This window comes from Sphingomonas longa (genome assembly GCF_016892685.1).
Classification (GTDB): Bacteria; Pseudomonadota; Alphaproteobacteria; order Sphingomonadales; family Sphingomonadaceae; genus Sphingomonas; species Sphingomonas longa.
On record NZ_JAFEMC010000004.1, the window covers coordinates 413,296 to 428,617 of the forward strand.

Annotated in this window: 22 protein-coding genes and 1 pseudogene; 10 read left to right on the forward strand and 13 right to left on the reverse strand. The window is 64.4% G+C overall.

Going from position 1 to position 15,322, the window contains the following annotated elements:
* Positions 1-43 precede the first annotated feature (43 nt).
* Complete coding sequence (locus ILT43_RS15265) at positions 44-2,194, reverse strand: prolyl oligopeptidase family serine peptidase (protein WP_204199836.1); 2,151 nt, start codon at positions 2,192-2,194, stop codon at positions 44-46.
* 323 nt (positions 2,195-2,517) lie between these two features.
* On the opposite strand from ILT43_RS15265, the pseudogene ILT43_RS15270 reads away from it, so the two are divergent.
* The 3 genes and pseudogenes from ILT43_RS15270 to ILT43_RS15280 form a co-directional block, all read left to right on the forward strand.
* Positions 2,518-2,628: pseudogene (locus ILT43_RS15270) on the forward strand (PEPxxWA-CTERM sorting domain-containing protein); the annotation flags it as partial.
* Between the two features lie 211 nt (positions 2,629-2,839).
* Positions 2,840-3,472, forward strand: coding sequence for a PEPxxWA-CTERM sorting domain-containing protein (locus tag ILT43_RS15275; RefSeq protein WP_204199838.1), 633 nt, complete (start codon positions 2,840-2,842; stop codon positions 3,470-3,472).
* Between the two features lie 529 nt (positions 3,473-4,001).
* Entirely contained in the window at positions 4,002-4,397 is a 396-nt protein-coding gene (locus tag ILT43_RS15280) for a hypothetical protein (protein WP_204199839.1), read from the forward strand.
* 47 nt (positions 4,398-4,444) lie between these two features.
* Here the strand turns inward: ILT43_RS15280 and ILT43_RS15285 are convergent, their stop codons facing one another.
* The 4 genes from ILT43_RS15285 to ILT43_RS15300 form a co-directional block, all read right to left on the reverse strand.
* Positions 4,445-5,071, reverse strand: a complete 627-nt coding sequence (locus tag ILT43_RS15285) for an SOS response-associated peptidase family protein (protein ID WP_204199840.1) — start codon at positions 5,069-5,071, stop codon at positions 4,445-4,447.
* 84 nt (positions 5,072-5,155) lie between these two features.
* Positions 5,156-5,341, reverse strand: coding sequence for a hypothetical protein (locus tag ILT43_RS15290; RefSeq protein ID WP_204199841.1), 186 nt, complete (start codon positions 5,339-5,341; stop codon positions 5,156-5,158).
* Positions 5,342-5,572: 231 nt separating this feature from the next.
* Positions 5,573-6,841: a Y-family DNA polymerase gene (locus tag ILT43_RS15295; RefSeq protein ID WP_204199842.1), complete on the reverse strand. Its 1,269-nt coding sequence runs from the start codon at positions 6,839-6,841 to the stop codon at positions 5,573-5,575.
* Positions 6,838-7,263, reverse strand: a complete 426-nt coding sequence (locus tag ILT43_RS15300) for a LexA family protein (RefSeq protein ID WP_204199843.1) — start codon at positions 7,261-7,263, stop codon at positions 6,838-6,840. Before ILT43_RS15300 ends, ILT43_RS15295 begins: the two co-directional genes overlap by 4 nt.
* Positions 7,264-7,554: 291 nt before the next feature.
* Here ILT43_RS15300 and ILT43_RS15305 point away from each other — a divergent pair, with 291 nt between their 5' ends.
* Entirely contained in the window at positions 7,555-8,031 is a 477-nt protein-coding gene (locus ILT43_RS15305; RefSeq protein ID WP_204199844.1) for a putative antibiotic biosynthesis monooxygenase, read from the forward strand.
* A 34-nt stretch (positions 8,032-8,065) separates the two neighbouring features.
* Here the strand turns inward: ILT43_RS15305 and ILT43_RS15310 are convergent, their stop codons facing one another.
* The 5 genes from ILT43_RS15310 to ILT43_RS15330 all read right to left on the reverse strand — a co-directional run bounded on the left by ILT43_RS15310 (position 8,066) and on the right by ILT43_RS15330 (position 9,366).
* Positions 8,066-8,275, reverse strand: coding sequence for a hypothetical protein (locus tag ILT43_RS15310; RefSeq protein ID WP_204199845.1), 210 nt, complete (start codon positions 8,273-8,275; stop codon positions 8,066-8,068).
* On the reverse strand, positions 8,272-8,574 hold the full coding sequence (locus tag ILT43_RS15315) for a hypothetical protein (RefSeq protein WP_204199846.1): 303 nt from the start codon (positions 8,572-8,574) through the stop codon (positions 8,272-8,274). Before ILT43_RS15315 ends, ILT43_RS15310 begins: the two co-directional genes overlap by 4 nt.
* An 18-nt stretch (positions 8,575-8,592) precedes the next feature.
* Positions 8,593-8,766: a hypothetical protein gene (locus ILT43_RS15320; RefSeq protein WP_204199847.1), complete on the reverse strand. Its 174-nt coding sequence runs from the start codon at positions 8,764-8,766 to the stop codon at positions 8,593-8,595.
* Between the two features lie 207 nt (positions 8,767-8,973).
* Positions 8,974-9,126 (reverse strand): hypothetical protein, encoded by a 153-nt coding sequence (locus tag ILT43_RS15325; protein WP_204199848.1) that lies wholly within the window; start codon positions 9,124-9,126, stop codon positions 8,974-8,976.
* A gap of 39 nt (positions 9,127-9,165) precedes the next feature.
* Entirely contained in the window at positions 9,166-9,366 is a 201-nt protein-coding gene (locus ILT43_RS15330; protein WP_204199849.1) for a hypothetical protein, read from the reverse strand.
* 157 nt (positions 9,367-9,523) lie between these two features.
* Here ILT43_RS15330 and ILT43_RS15335 point away from each other — a divergent pair, with 157 nt between their 5' ends.
* Complete coding sequence (locus ILT43_RS15335) at positions 9,524-9,778, forward strand: hypothetical protein (protein WP_204199850.1); 255 nt, start codon at positions 9,524-9,526, stop codon at positions 9,776-9,778.
* Here the strand turns inward: ILT43_RS15335 and ILT43_RS19920 are convergent.
* The 3 genes from ILT43_RS19920 to ILT43_RS15345 all read right to left on the reverse strand — a co-directional run bounded on the left by ILT43_RS19920 (position 9,754) and on the right by ILT43_RS15345 (position 11,017).
* Positions 9,754-9,948, reverse strand: a complete 195-nt coding sequence (locus ILT43_RS19920; protein ID WP_425530307.1) for a DUF6961 family protein — start codon at positions 9,946-9,948, stop codon at positions 9,754-9,756. The two genes, ILT43_RS15335 and ILT43_RS19920, sit on opposite strands and share 25 nt — an antisense overlap.
* Before the next feature lie 18 nt (positions 9,949-9,966).
* On the reverse strand, positions 9,967-10,245 hold the full coding sequence (locus ILT43_RS15340; protein ID WP_204199851.1) for a hypothetical protein: 279 nt from the start codon (positions 10,243-10,245) through the stop codon (positions 9,967-9,969).
* Between the two features lie 235 nt (positions 10,246-10,480).
* Positions 10,481-11,017: a J domain-containing protein gene (locus ILT43_RS15345; RefSeq protein WP_204199852.1), complete on the reverse strand. Its 537-nt coding sequence runs from the start codon at positions 11,015-11,017 to the stop codon at positions 10,481-10,483.
* Positions 11,018-11,471: 454 nt separating this feature from the next.
* Here ILT43_RS15345 and ILT43_RS15350 point away from each other — a divergent pair, with 454 nt between their 5' ends.
* The 5 genes from ILT43_RS15350 (at position 11,472) to ILT43_RS15370 (ending at position 15,234) form a co-directional block, all read left to right on the forward strand.
* Positions 11,472-11,999: a DUF3489 domain-containing protein gene (locus ILT43_RS15350; RefSeq protein ID WP_204199853.1), complete on the forward strand. Its 528-nt coding sequence runs from the start codon at positions 11,472-11,474 to the stop codon at positions 11,997-11,999.
* A complete protein-coding gene (locus ILT43_RS15355; RefSeq protein ID WP_204199854.1) occupies positions 11,996-12,409 on the forward strand; it encodes a DUF2924 domain-containing protein in 414 nt (137 codons plus the stop codon). The genes ILT43_RS15350 and ILT43_RS15355 overlap by 4 nt, the downstream gene beginning before the upstream one ends.
* A complete protein-coding gene (locus ILT43_RS15360; RefSeq protein ID WP_204199855.1) occupies positions 12,406-14,088 on the forward strand; it encodes a recombinase family protein in 1,683 nt (560 codons plus the stop codon). Before ILT43_RS15355 ends, ILT43_RS15360 begins: the two co-directional genes overlap by 4 nt.
* Before the next feature lie 172 nt (positions 14,089-14,260).
* On the forward strand, positions 14,261-14,851 hold the full coding sequence (locus ILT43_RS15365; protein WP_204199856.1) for a DUF4197 domain-containing protein: 591 nt from the start codon (positions 14,261-14,263) through the stop codon (positions 14,849-14,851).
* 191 nt (positions 14,852-15,042) lie between these two features.
* Complete coding sequence (locus ILT43_RS15370) at positions 15,043-15,234, forward strand: hypothetical protein (protein WP_204199857.1); 192 nt, start codon at positions 15,043-15,045, stop codon at positions 15,232-15,234.
* The last annotated feature ends 88 nt before the right edge of the window (positions 15,235-15,322 follow it).

Sequence of the window (15,322 nt, forward strand, 5' to 3'; positions counted from 1 at the left end):
GCCTTTCCAGTCGACCTCTGTCCTCCGCAGCCTCCCGGGCTGCCTACGGCTTCACGAAACCGGGCTGGCCGAAGCGGTTCAGGAAGAACGCGTACATGTCGGCTCGGAGCGCCAGGGTCTTGTCTCGACCCGAGCCGACGCCGTGGCCCGCGTCGTCATCGACCCGCAGCAAGGCCAAGTGCCGGTCTTGCCATGCAGCCCGCATCGTCGCGACGGCCTTGGCGGAATGCCAGAACGGGACCCGGTGGTCGTTGAGCCCGACCGTGAACAGGAAGTCGGGGCCGCCTCTCGACTTCGGAACGAGCATGGTCGTGTCCTGCGCGACCAGAGCTTCATACCCCTCCGCCGTGCGCGGATCGCCGAATTCGGCGAACTGGCTCGCGCCATTCTCGCCGCGGTCCAGCGCGGTTGGGTTGACCATGCCGACGGACGCGGTGACCGCCCGGAACAGGTCTGGACGAGCAAGGGCCGCAGGCGGCACGATCGTGCCTCCCGCACTCGTACCCCACGCACCCAGCGTCCGCGGGGTAGCGAAGCGCAAGGCGACCAGCCGCTCGCCGCACGCGATGACGTCCTCCTGACCGCGAGGCTTGTTGCGGCTGCGTCCCGCCTCGTGCCACGCACGCCCCTGCTCGCCCCCTCCGCGCGCATGACAGGTCGCGAACACGCCGCCGCGGCGCACCCATGTCAACGTGACCGGCCCGAAGAAGGGTGCCGCCACGGAGCCGTAAGAGGAATACGCCTCCAGGATCGTCGGCCGCGCCCCGGCAAAGGTCGCCGATGGAGCGAGGATGGTCAGCGGAACCTTGGTTCCGTCTTTGCTTGTCGCGACATCCTCAATCAGTCGCGCGCCGGCGACCACGGCAGCGTCCGTCTCGTTCCCGATGCCGACCGAGGTCGCCTTGCCGCCATCGAGCCGCAGATACTGCATGTCGTTGAGCCATCCGACGATCGACAAGATCGGCGAGCCGCCGTCCGCCGGTGCGGACACGTTGCCGATCGCACCGGCGAACGACAGCCTGACCTCGACCGGCGCTGCCGCACCGTAGCGCAGGAACAACAGTCGGCTCGAGCCGGTCGGGCGGAGCGCCGTGACGTACAGGCCGTCGCGGGCGGCAACGATCTCCTTCAGCACCAACCCGCCGCCGCCGAGCACCCGACGGCTGGCGGACAGCTTCGGGGCGCGGGCATCGACGCTGCGGACCTCCCCGTCGGGCAGTTCGCGCTGGGTGATGTAGTAGAGGGTATCGCCATGGACGGTGGCGCGCGTGACCCGGTCCTCGTAGTCGGCAACCGGCACCCAGGCGGCGCGGCCCGCAACGAGATCGGCCGTGCGCGCCAGTGCTATCCGAGAGTCCGGTCGCGCCTGCCCGATCACGCCGATCGTCCAGGCGCTGCCGACGTCCGACCCGGGCAAAGCCGCCTCCTCCTTGCTGACGACGACCGTCGTCCTGGCGAGGCTTCCGAGCAGCGGCGCGTCCTCCGACGCCGGCCTGCCAATGACGTGGCGGTAGAGCGTCACGTCCTCCTGCACGTTCTTGCCTTCGGTTCGCGCCATGCGGGTGTAGAGCAGCGTTCTGCCGTCCGCCCAGTTCACCTGATCGCTCCACATCGGCGTCAGCACATCGTCTAACCGCTTGCCGTTCGCGACGTCATAGATGTAGCTCGCACCGATCTCGCTGCCGCCCTTCGACAGCTGAACCACGACGAAGCGGCCGTCCGGCGACGTCTGATAGGTCCCGATCGCGGCATCCTTGCCGGGATCCACCAGCACGCGGTCCCGGCCGTTCTCGCGAACCATCAACACCGGCTGGTTGGCATCGGGCGCGATCAGTCCAAAGAACAGCCGCCCGCCGGCCGATGACACCTGGTAGATGCCGGGCTTGGCCCTGGAAGCCGTTGTGATCGCGGACAACAGCGCAGGGTACCCCGGCAGCGCCGACAGTTGTGCCCGCGTGTGCGCGCTCGATGCCTGCATCCATGTCGTCAGCTCGGCCCTCTGCTTGGCATCCTCCATCCAGCGCCAAGGATCACTGACATCGTTGCCAAAAACCCTCTGCCTGTACGGTACGCTCCTGGGTAGCGCGGGATAACTGGTGAGACTTTCGCCCGCCGCCTGCGCGGGGAGCGGCGCTTCCGAACACATCGCCGACAATACGGCTGCGATCGCGATAGTGGTGAGTCTCTGCGTCATTTTGCCCCCACGGCATGTCCAGTTTACACGGTTCTGTTGCTTGTAGTTGAACCTGTCCAGAAGCGATGAAAAGATTCCGCCACGAGGTCTCGACCATAGCAGAGGGTTTTGCCAGACAAGTGCACCAGCTCGCGAATTGACCGTACATCACTCATTCTTCAGCAATCGAGCATAAGCCAGTAAAGCTGTCAGTGCTGCGGATGCGCTCGCCCTGGTTTAGAGAAAGCACCCGTTTGCGCTCCGAAAGGCAGGCAAACGGGTTAGTATTTCGCCCTAGACGGGTCGTGTGCAGTTGCTTTGACAGCACCAACTCTAACGCCGGTATCGGCGCAGTCCCCGAGCCCTCCACATGGGCGATGATGATCGTCGGCTTCGGCATGGTCGGCGGGGCGATGCGCCGTCGTCGCGTCAGCACGAAGGTTAGCTTCGCCTGATCCATCATTCTGGGTGGTGTCGAGGAAGCCGCTGACCACTCCGCAGGGTCGTCAGCGGCTTCACTGTGCCTTGCCGGAGCAGGAGGGCCGGTTTGAGGCGGATCGTCCCAAATCGGGACGCACTCAACAGCCGATAAAACATCAAATGATGAATGATTATATAGCAGTTAACACAAAAGATCGTCCCGATAAAAGGTCATGAGGTTGGTTTATGAAGACTTTCGGGATACGGATTCTGGCTGCCGTAGCTATCTCAACGGCGTACTCGGCTCCTGCCAGCGCAGCACCGACGATCTATACCGATCGCGTCGCGTTCGAGGCTGCCGCGGAAGCGTTGATGTTCGAGAGTTTCGAGCAGAAACGGGAAGCAGCCGCCAGCCAAGCCTATGGCGATTTCACCATTGCAGAAACCGGAGGAAATCCTGATTTAGTTTTCATCAACGGTGATCTAGGCGCGAGTTCCGGAAATTCAGCGGCATTCATTACTGATAACGGCAGCAGCGTCTTCTCGATTGTGTTTCGATCCGATGTGTACGCGGTCGGCTTCGACCTGCTGTCCTATGATACATCGAGGCTGACGATCGGGGGCGCGGCGCATTATAGCCTTACACTCGCAAATGGATCGACGCCATTCTTTGGCTTGATCGACAGCACGGGGTTTCGCGCCCTGTCGATCGATGCTGCCGGAGGCCCGACGTTCGCGATTGATGGTTTGTCCTACGCGTCGACACCGGCAGGTGCAGTTCCCGAACCTGCAACGTGGGCGATGATGATCGGCGGCATGGGCGTAGTTGGCGGAGCGATGCGCCGCCGTCGCGTCAGCGCGGAAGTCTCGTTCGCTTAATTGATTTCCCCTGGCGGGGATGGGGAAGCCGCCGGTCGAGAGATTGTCGGCTTTGTCGTGCTGCCGGGACTCGCTCGGCTCTTGCCAACTAGAGCCCCGCTTGACGACGATTGGCTGAACGGCCCGCCCTTATGTTCCTGTATCTCACCGACGAGCCAGCGACTTCCCAGCGATCAACCTGGCAGATATGGTTCCGGCGTTAGCCAAATCGAGGATGTTGAATGCGACGAGCGAGTACCGGTTACACCGTATCGGCAGCTGCAACGGCAGTCCTTTTATCCTTAGCAGCGTGTGGTAACCAGCCGCAGCCGACACCGGCCCCAAGCATCCAGCCGGAGACCGTCGTGACTAGCCGCTCGGAAGGAAAGGCGATCGCGAACCCGCGCCGTGGTGGCTACAAGAAGTCCGATCCTAACGCGAAGGGTGGCTACAGGTCACCCGACTGAACCGCTGCGGCGGCGGAACTGCGGGACGTTCTATCCAGTTGAGCTTTTGCGAGCCCGTTTTGCCGCGGAGGTGGAGCCAGAACATGTCACTGAAGGATATCGTGGACGGTGCTGCCAGCACTATCGGCTCCGCTGCCGCAGCCGCATCTGACCCGGTTAACCCGAACACCGAACGATCCGCGATGCTCGACAAGCTCCATCAGGCCCGCACCGCCTACGATCTGGATCAATCGCCACAGGCCGGTGGGCAGTGGCTCGCACGCGACGACGCCGGGCGGGTGGCATTCACCCCGACACGTCCGGACGGCCAACCCATGGTGATCGGCGGACAGTCAGTCACAATCTGGCAAGTCGAAGAGCTTCCGGCGGTACTCGACGCCTTCGAAGCCGCAATCAAGTCGGGCGAACTTGATCCACAGCTTACCGGCTCTACACCCGCGGGGCACTCGCTGCCATTAGAGCGTCTCAAGCAGCGCTAATCTGTTTTTCCAACCCGAACGTGGCTTGTAGCTGCGCTTCGGTCATCTCAACCTTGTGATCGCGTGGGGAATACCGGCCCCCGCACCGTCATCCGCTCCGACGGATACGGCTGCTGGAGCGTAACCACATCGTCATAGCTACCCCGCAACCAACGATCCCAGTCCGCTTCATGCAGGATCGTAATCATCGCCTTGGGGTGGATCGGCGCGACCAGCTCGTTGGGGTCGCACGTGACCATTGTGAACCCGGCCCCCTTGCTCGTCTGCTGCCAGAACCCAGCGACAGCGAATACCGGCTGCTCTGGCACGTCGAACCACATCTCACCCTTGATCGGTGCGCCGTCTCCAACCTTGTGCTTGTCCGGCGTCCACTCGCAGAACTCGGTCAGCGGGACGAGGCAGCGGTTATGTGGTTCGGCCGCAAGCCGGCGCCACTGCGGCAGCCCCAGGTTGCGGACGTTGGTCATGGGCCACGGAGCAGCGCCGCCCAGAACGTCCCACAGCATCAGATCGACGGCCCGCTGGTCACGCTCCTCGCGAATGACAAAGGCCTTACTCTTGGGGAACAGCTCGACCGGATCCTTGTTTGGCCGCACCACGTCCTGCGCCCAGCTCGCGCTGAAGCGCGCGAACAGCGTCTCCGGTTCGCCAGAGAGGCGGGCTCGGTTACACATCAGGCGAGCCCCGGTGCATAACTGTGCTGTCCGCCCCGACCGTGATCGCCGTGCCAGCGCCTGCGCTAACCGACCGGCAACCGCTCACGGCTTCTGCTCCGTGACAGCCGCAGCGTGCACCTTCTCGAGCCGATCAAGAATCACGTTGAGGTCGTCGCCGGTCAGCGCGCTTGCCTCGCTGACATAGTCGTTAGGGCTGAACGTGGCGGCGAAGGCGTGCAGGTGGTTTATCGCTGCGCCGAGGCGGTGAGTCGCATCTTCGTCGGTCATGGTGCCAGCCTATGTCCGCGGTTGTCGCCCGTCGACTCCTGCTAGAAGTCGGATCGAACGATGCGCCACCAACGGATGAACCGCTCCTGCCACGTTTCCTTCAATCGCTCACGACGACATCGCGGATCGACCGGACGCCAGGGGCGCCTGCTAGCGGGGCGGCGGGGCATGGTGCTGCATGACATGCCACCGCTTCCCGGGTGGTGAACGCCACGGACTTGCCACGTTCAGCTAGGCGCGAACCGTCGGCACCTCGGCGATGCTGGTGGTCCACGCCGGCGAGCGCATCTCCGATCGCAGCTTCCACTCACGCCGGAAGCCTTGCGACGCGGTCACTGCGGTCCATCGTCCGAACCGACCGTTGATCTCGTCAAGCGCGCCCATCAGCCGGGTCCGTTTATCAGTGTCTTCCTCGAATAGCGTCCTCGGACGCATGTCTGCGGCGACGAGATCGTCCAGCATGATGCCAGCCTTGGTGTAAGCATATCCGTCCCTCCACGCCCGTTCCGCGGCCCGGCGTGCGGCCGCGATCAGCTCGAGGCTATCGTTCGTCATGGGATGCAGCGTCACCATCCGCGATCCGGCGTGCTGCGGCCGCTCCGGCTTGTGGCGGTTGGTATTGAAGAAGGCGGTCAGCCGCGCGGCGACGAGGCCGTGGCTGCGCAGCTTCTCGCCGGCACGCAGCGCGTATTGGCTGAGCGCCCCCATCATTCCGTCGAAGCTCGTCACGGGTGTGCCGAAGGACCGGGTCACCGCCATGCCCTTACGCTGCGGCTGCACCATCTCCACCGCCGCGGACGGCACGCCGCGCAGCTCGGCGACCAGACGTTCGAGCACGACGGTGCCGACCGCTCTGGCCTGCTTCATCGGCATGTCGCGCAGCGCTCCCGCGGTGGTGATCCCAAGGTCGTTCAGCTTGCGCGCTGTCGCCCCGCCCACGCCCCAGACGTCGCCAACCGGAAAGGCGGACATGACGTGACGGCGGACATCCTCGTCGCGCAGGTCCGCCACGCCGCCGAGCGCCGCGTCCTTCTTGGCGGCGGCGTTGGCGAGCTTCGCCAGGGTCTTCGTCCCGGCAATGCCGACGCAGGTCGGGATGGTCGTCCACTGCCGCACCTGATCGCGCATGGCGTGGGCGTGCTTCACGAGATCGCGGTCCTCAAAGCCGGCGAGGTCGAGGAACGTCTCGTCGATGGAGTAGATCTCGAAGTCGCGGGCGAACGCCTCGCACGCAGCGATCACCCGTCGCTGCATGTCGCCGTAGAGCGTGTAGTTGGACGACAGGACCCTGATCCGATGCTGACGCACCTTGTCGCGCAGATGGTGCATCGGATCGCCCATCTTGATGCCGAGCGCCTTCGCTTCTGCCGAGCGGGCGATGGCACATCCGTCGTTGTTCGACAGGACGATCACCGGCACCCCGACGAGGCTGGCGTCGAACGCCCGCTCACAGGACACGTAGTAGTTGTTGCAGTCGATCAGCGCGATCGGCGTCGTCATGGCATCTTGCGGGCGACACCGACCACGACGCCCCATATCTCCACGTTTTCATCGACGATGATGTGCGGAAAGCCTTCAGCCTCCGGCACTAGCCAGAAGCGGCCGTCCATCCGGCGCAGCCGCTTCAGCGTGCGGTCGCCGTGGACCAGCGCCACCACGATCGCGCCCGCCCGAGCCTGCTTGGCGCGGTTCACGACGATCAGGTCGCCGTCGTTGATGCCCGCTCCCGACATGGACTGGCCGTCGACGCGCATGATGTAGCTGGCAGCCGGATGTTCGACGAGCCAGGCACCCAGATCGATCGGATCCTGCATGTCGTCCTGCGCTGGCGACGGGAACCCTGCGGGCGTCCGGCACAGGAAGTAGGGCACCTCCCGCGGCACCAGATCATACGGTATTTCGTGGAGCCTCAACGCGCTCATGACTCGGTCCCTCGTTCGCGCGCATTGTAACGCTCGCCAGAACGAATGGGGAACACAGATTCGTAATCGGCTCGTCGCAGCTGACCGACTGGGCAGAGCGACCACTCAGCTGGCGTTCAGTCTGGGTGAGGGCCAGTGGTTGCCGCCTACCCCCCTTCGAATGGCGGCATAGCGGAACCTGTCGGACGCTCGATAGTCCGGCCGGTGATGCCCAGCCCCCCGCCCGCGCCCGCCGCCTTCGTCATCAGCCGCGTCATGCGCCCAGGACACGAAGAGGCGTATGGTTCGTGGGTGGATCGCGTGATCGCTGCGGCGCATGTCGATGGCGGGTTCATGTCGGCAGTGCGCCTCGATCAGGCGGGCGGCTTGCATCATCTCGTCCTGCACTTCGACGAGCGGCGGAGATTAGAGCGTTGGTCGGAGGGCGCGACCTACATCGCGCTGGCTTCCGAGGCCGATGCCTTCTCGGTCGGCCTGGACCAGAACGACAGCGGCAGCGTCATGGGCTTCGATCTGCCCAGCGAGGTTGCCGCCAAGAAGTGGAAGACGGCACTGGTAACCTGGCTGGGGGTAGTGCCGACGCTGTTGATCGTGAGCAGCGTCGTCGCGTGGGCGCTGCCCGACGTCCCGCGTGTTCTGCAGCAGATCGTGTCTTCGGTCCTGCTCACGTCCGCGCTGACGTGGCTGATCCTCCCGAAGGTGCGAGGCTGGTCACGGTTCTGGATGATGCAGAATGAGCAAGGGGATCTGCGAAAGGAGCCAGGCTGAAGCAAGCAACCGCATTCTTCAGGCGTGGTCCAGTCTACGTGACACGAACACTGCGTTCCTGCCGACCGGCGATCAGCTTCTTCAGCTGCTCCTTGATGGTCAGCCCGCTCGTCTCCGTCTCCACATTCTCGTAATGCTCCTCGCGAAGCTGCGTCCGGATCTCCGGTATCGAAGTGGCGGTGCCAATGCGGGCAATCTCGATTGCGCGCTCGACTGTCGACTTGCTGCCATCCGATCGCTTCACAGGCTCAAGCCACGGTGCTTGATCTCGGCTAGCAGAGCGTCAGCCTCGGGCTCACCGACGCGCTTTTCCGTTCCATTAAAGGCGGCGACCAACCGATCGTCAGGCCAGTCAGCTTCGATCTTACTGATCTCGCCCTGGCAGTTGTTGATAGCTTCTTCGCTTCCCGCAGAGCGTTGCGGCTGCTGCATCTCGCCCAGCGTGCCGCGGAGGCTACGGAGCTTGGCGATGTCGTGCAATTCGGTGCTGGTCATGGGCGACCGTAGGCGTAGCGTGGTCTCGCACACGATGATCCAGATCATCCGATCGCGAGATCGACGTCAACGGCCGGTGCTGGCTCCCGAAGCGGCTGTCCGCTCCTTGATCAGCTGGTTGAGCTGGGCCTTTATCAACATGCCGCTTGTCGCAGCCTCGACCCCTTGGCGCCCTTCGTTGTTCAGCCACACCCGGATGCCGTCGAGATTAGTGGCCAGGCCGTTCCGGGCGATCTCCACCGCTCGCTCCACCGTCGAGCGGTCGCCCCTCCAATGTCGCATGCGTCAGATCCTCGATGTGCGTCCTGACGCCAGCTCTATGCCAAGCCGGTTAAGAACATGCCGGCCTAGTGCAGCTCCGTCCCATTGATCTGTCGGCAGCGGTCGACAACGAGGCGCGCTTCGACGAGGCAGCCGCTGTGACCTGATCGCCAGCGACGCCTGGCTTCATCGCGTGCTGTGCACCGAGTGAAGCAGGTCGGGTGCGGCTGATCCGTTGGCCTTCAGTAGGGGCTTCAGCAGTTCGTGGAGCATCGTCACATTCCGCTCAGCGACGCTGAGCCGGTCTCGCAGCTGGCCGATCTCTGTGGTGTCTTCCATCGACATGGTATTCTCCTGAAGTCGGACCCAAGCCTAAGGTCAAGCAGGCCTATCGCGTGCCCGTTCGCCAGCTTCATCCACTGGTTCGACGACCACATCGATGTGCACATCGTCGCCGCCTGACGAGCCCAGCGGCTTTTTGGCCGCCTTGCCATCCATCGTCACATCAAGTTCGCCAGTCACGCCGATCTCGTCGAGCGCCGACTGTATCGCGGCCGCCACGTCCTTGGCATCTGCCATGACTTGTCTGCTTGTAATCGGCGGAACCGAGGATCGCTCCGCCATGTCGTAGCGACCTAGCACGGATCGAATCGACAGGCGAACGTCGGGCCCGTGCGGTCGGATCGGCGCGACACAAGTCGATGAACAGCTCTGCGCATCCAGCGTTGGTCGCCCCATGCACATCGACAATTCAGTCGCTCCGGTCAGCCTCGACCGTCGTCATCGCGCGCGATTGAAGCTGAAGGTCGGCCGACGTTCGGCACTGAGGCTAGACCTCGCGATCAGCTCGTCGGGCCTGCTGGCGATCGGCGGGCTGGTGTCGTCCATCCTGCTCGCAACGGCGGTGGTCGTCCAAGTCGCTACGCGCGGGCGCGACACAAAAGGCGGCTCGGCAGTTTCGCACCATCAGGAAGCCATTCCCGCACCCTGATGCAGCAGTTGGTCATACTTCGCAGCAACCGCCTTCCACATCCTGACATCGTCCCAATCACCAGCGATTGCGGCGGCGCCGATCCGCTCAGCTATGTGCCTCGACCCTTCTCGACCGTGTTCCTGTTCGAGCTTGAGCGTGAGGCTCCATAGCTCGTGATCGCACGCCATACTGTCACCTGCTGCCGTTCACCGCCTCCCGAACCCAGCCATGCTGTTCTCGCCGCTGTCGGTCCGGTCGCGACCGGCCAACACGTTCTCCAGCTCGGCCAGCGAATGCGGCACGTCCAGGTGCTGAGCTCCGAGGAAAAGGCGGGTTCCCGCACCCTCAGGCACAGCATGGGTCAGCTTGTCGATGTCCACCAGCGCCTTGCCGGATGGAAGGATGTCGATCTGAACGAACCGCATGATGATCTCCGAGGGTTGCCTGACTGGGCCGATGCAGGTCAACGCGCGATTGTGGAACATGGATCGCGGGCAACTGCCGCGCACCCAGCTTGCCCGATCTTGCGTTGAGGCCCGACACGAAGGAGCGCATCATGATCGATCCCGACACCACGCAGGATAAGGAAGAAGCAGAAGAGATGGAGAAGGTGCAGGAGGACGCAGCTGAAGAGCGCGAGGAGAACGGCGGTTATCAGTAAGCCAGGTCGAACGGCAGGTGACGCGGTTGCGTCCCTGCCCCGGCGCTCTGACGGCTTACTCAGGATTTTGACTGCTCGATCCGGAGCTTCGTGCCCGATGGGGTGCGTTCGGGGACTGCTGGCATCTCCGGCACACGGGGAGCGGCCCCGTCGCGTCGCACCGCATACGTCGATCCCGTCTCCTCGAAGTGCAGGACCAGGATCATAGCCACGGGCGCAGTGGTGAGAAGCAGCAGTAAGAAGCCTATCAGCCATTGATTGCCCTCGAGAGGCTGCGAGAAGTTATCGCTGGGCCGCAGTGATGGGCTAGCCCGCATCGGGCGCCTGCCCGCTTGCGTGGCATAGGACGAGCGGTGTGAGGTGTATGAGCGGGAAGACGGCGGAAGTCGCGAGCGATCGTAGGCGGCACGTGCTTCCTTCTTACCCAAGACGGCATACGCCTCGTTGATCGCTTTTGCGCGGGCAGAAACGTCCTCACCGAAGTTTGCGTCAGGGTGATATCGGCGGAGCAGTGCCTTCCACGCGGCGTGAATAATCGCACGATCTGCCGTAGGGGGCACTCCCAGCACAGAGTAATAGTCGGGCGAGTTAGCCATGCGCATTTCACCTGTCGCTAAACACCAGGCAGGCATGTTCGCGTGTCGCGCCATATGCCTGCTGACGCTGCGGGCAAATCGAACGGACCAGCTCCTGACGTAGTATGAAGTAACGGCTCCTGCAGCGTTTTGCTACTTCGATGAAGCTGTCAGTGCCGCGAAACTGCTTGTTTTGTTTCCTAGGTTGCCGCCGTTTGCCTGTTGGTTGATAGGCATACGGGACAGGGTCTGGCCCCGGTCTGCTCATTGGCGTTCCTTGGGAGTACCATCGACACTGCGACAAACGTGCCCGCAGTGACGAAGCAAACTGGACTTGAGCGCCCACCAGAGCGACAGGATGCCCGACTCGGATGCGCAGCGAGGGCCGACGAGCCAGAGCCCTGATCGGCGTGACCGACAGGGCTGCCGGTGGTGGCAGCGGCACTGGAGCCGCTGCGAGCTAAGGAACACCACCATGCCAAAACTCAGCGACACGCAGGCCATCCTGCTGACCCACGCCGCGCAGAACGACACCGCCAGCCTCTATCCCCTGCCGCAGACGCTGCGCCGCGGCGGCGGCATCACCAAGGCTATCGGCGCACTGGTGAGCGCCGGCTACGCCGACGAGCGCGAGGCCGGCGACGGGAGTGCGGTGCACCGCACCGACGCTGACGTCCGCTACGGCATCTACGCTACCGCGGCGGGTCTGGCCGCCATCGGCATTGTCGATGGCGAGCAAGGCGCGGCGCAGCCCTCCCCTGATCCCGCAACTGCTGCTTCAACTTTGGCCATGCCTCGGGTCACCAAAGCCAGCACGGTGGTGGCACTGCTATCCCAGCCCACCGGCGCAACGCTGCCGGAGCTGATCACCGCCACCGGCTGGCTGCCGCACACCACCCGCGCTGCGCTGACCGGCCTGCGCAAGAAGGGCCACACCATCGTGCGGTACAGCCGCGATGGCGCGACCTGCTACCGCATCGACGCTGCGGCGGCCGCAGCATGAGCAGCGTCGAGGCGGAGATCGCCGCGCTGGAGGCGCTGTCCTCGGCCGCCCTGCGCGAGCGGTGGTCGGCGCTGACCGGCAGTCCGGTGCCGCGGATCAGCCCGAAGCTGCTGCGGCTGGCGCTTGCGTGGGAGCTGCAGGCGCGGAGTTTCGGCGGACTGTCGCGGGCGACCACGCGCACGCTCGACCAGCTTGGCCGCGGCGAGACGCTGACCGCCCCTGCCCGGCCCGGCATGCGGCTGGTGCGCGAGTGGCAGGGCCGCGTGCATGTGGTGACGGTGGGAGAGGATCAGGTCGTCCGCTGGGAGGAGCGGCCATATCGCTCACTGAGCGAGGTCGCCCGCGCGATCACCGGCACGCGCTGGTCCGGACCTGCCTTCTTCGGCCTGAAGAAGAAGGTCGCGGCATGAAGCCTGTCCTGAGCAGAGCCGCGACCACGGTCCGCTGTGCGATCTACACGCGCAAGTCGAGCGAGGAGGGTCTGGAGCAGGACTTCAACTCGCTCGATGCGCAGAGAGAGGCGTGCAGCGCCTACATCCTCAGCCAGGCCAGCGAAGGCTGGCTGCTGAGCGGTGAGCGCTATGACGATGGCGGCATCTCCGGTGGTACTCTCGCCCGCCCTGCCCTGCAGCGGCTGCTGGCCGATGTCGCAGGCGGCGAGATCGACATCATCGTCGTCTACAAGGTCGACCGGCTGACCCGCTCGCTGCTCGACTTCTCGAAGCTGGTGGAGGCCTTCGATGCCGCCGGCACCAGCTTTGTCTCGGTCACCCAGTCGTTCAACACCACCACCAGCATGGGGCGGCTTACCCTCAACATGCTGCTCTCCTTTGCCCAGTTCGAGCGGGAGGTCACCGCCGAGCGCATTCGCGACAAGATCGCCGCCTCCAAGGCCCGGGGCATGTGGATGGGCGGTACGCCGCCGCTTGGCTACGCCCCTGATGGACGATCCCTCAGAATCGTCGAGGAGCATGCCGCCATCATCCGGCACATCTACACGCGCTATCTGGCGCTCGGCTCGGTGCGCAGCCTGTCCGAGGAACTGGAGCAGCGCGGCATCCGCGCCCCGGTCCGCACCACCCTCGGTGGCAAGGCGTTCGGCGGTGTCCGCTTCTCGCGTGGCAACCTCTACTCGATCCTGCGCTGTGCGACGTACGTCGGCGAGATCCACCATCAGGAGCGGGTTCACGCCGGCCTCCATGCGCCGATCATCCCGCGCAACGTGTGGGACGCGGTGCAGGCCAAGCTCACCGACAACCGCCAGGGCGAGCAGCGCCGCGGTGGCCGGGCAGCGGCCAGCCTGCTCGCCGGCCGCGTCGTGGATGCGCAAGGGCAGCCGCTGGTCGCCACCCATGCCGCCAGGGGGAAGGCACGCTACCGCTACTATGTCAGTCGTCACCTGCAGACCGGCTCCAGCGACACCGGGCTGCGCATTCCGGCCACGGAGCTGGAGGCGGCTGTCACCCGGCGGATCGCCGAGCTGTTTGCCGACCCGGTCGAGCTTGCTGCTGCCGCGCAGCTCGAGCTGACGCCCGACAGCTTTGCCGCCGCCGCAGCGAAAGCCGACGCGATTGCCAGCGGTACACCCGCTATCCTGAAGAATACTGCCCGCAGCATCCTCACCTCGGTGCAGATCCATGACGGGCGCATCGATCTGGTCTGCGATGCCGCGGCTATCGCCGCAGTCCTCCAGCTTGCCGGCACCACCACAGCGGAGACCATCACCATCCGCTCGGAGGTGCGGCTCACCCGCTCAGGGCGTGTCATGCGGCTGGTGCATGCCAGTGGCAGCGGCGTGACCGCGACCGCCAACGGTTCGCTCGTCCGACTCATCCTCAGGGCGCGGCGCTGGTGGAGCATCCTCAAGGCGGGCGAGCTTGATGTCACCACGCTGGCTGCTAGCGAGAACGTACAGGCGGGCTATGTCACCCGCGTGCTGCGGCTGGCGTTCCTGGCACCAGCGGTCGTGGAGGCGATCCTCGTCGGCAACATCAGGACTGGTGTGGATGGGGCGACACTGACCGCTACCGGCGCGGTGCCGGCGCTCTGGGCTGAGCAGGTTGCTGTTTTACTGCCAGAGCAACGATGATCTCCCGTTCAGCCGGCGTTAGGTCGGCTGGGGCGAGTTAGAGGCAACTCAGCCGACAGAAGAGAACAGCCGCATGTCCCAGCCTTCCCGCAGATCTCTGCTTCTCGGTGCAGCGTTGATCGCGCCGCTGCTCGCTCTGCCAGCCTGCGTGACAGGCGGACCGGGTGGAGGTTTGACCGAGGGCCTGCGACGCCTGCTGGAGATCTCCAGCCAGCGTGCGCTTGCCCGGCTGGCAACATCGAACGGCTACCTGAACGATCCCGCTGCGCGCATCACACTTCCAGGTGGAAGCAGCGATCGTTCTGCCGCGGTTCTCGGTGCCCTGTTGCGTTCGGCACCGGTGCAGCGTGAACTGACGCTGGCGATCAACCGCGCCGCGGGCGAAGCTGCGGATCGCGCCGCGCCGCTTGTTTATGACTCGATCCAGTCCCTCACCTTTTCGGATGCACTCGGCATCGTCCACGGCGGGCCGACCGCCGCCACCTCCTACCTTGAACGATCCATCGGCGATCAGATCATCGATGCGATGTTCCCCGAGATTGGTGAGGCACTTCGGCAGTTCGGAGGCGGGTCGATCCTCGGGCCGGTCCTTGGCGCGGCGACCGGCATCGACATACCCGCGATCCAGCGCGCAGTGACCAGCCAGGCTTCACAAGGGCTCTGGCGTGCCATTGGCCGGGAAGAAGCGGCCATTCGCGCCGTACCGGCGCGTGCAGGCGATCCGCTTGTTGAGGCGATACTGACCGGTCGGATACCAAGCTAGACTAAGGCCAGCGTTCGTCTTCAACAGCAGTCTGCGAAAAACGCGCTTGCCGATCATGGCGACCGACGCAGAACGGTACTTCAGGGCCCGAGGAGCAGCGCAAGGAAGCCGAGACCGCCGTCCCCACAATCACACCCGTTCCTTGTGCATCAACGAGCGAACGCCCACGTCGTTCGTTTGGAAGGATATCGATGAGCTACGACATGGTCTTTCTGAAGGACGCTCTCGAAATTGCCCGTGAGCCGATCAGCGGCAAATTAGGCGAGGCGATGGTTCAGGCTGAAGATGCGGTGCGAAGCGGGCAGCATGAGCGCGTGGAGATCCGCAACGAGGACGAAAAGATCATCTTCTGTCACCCACGCGTGAAGTTCGGTGCGCCCTAAAAGAGCCAGCTTATAACATGGCTGAATTCGCCTGCGCTGGGCTAGAAATCTGACCAGGAGCGCTGCGCTCATCGCCAACGATGCTCGA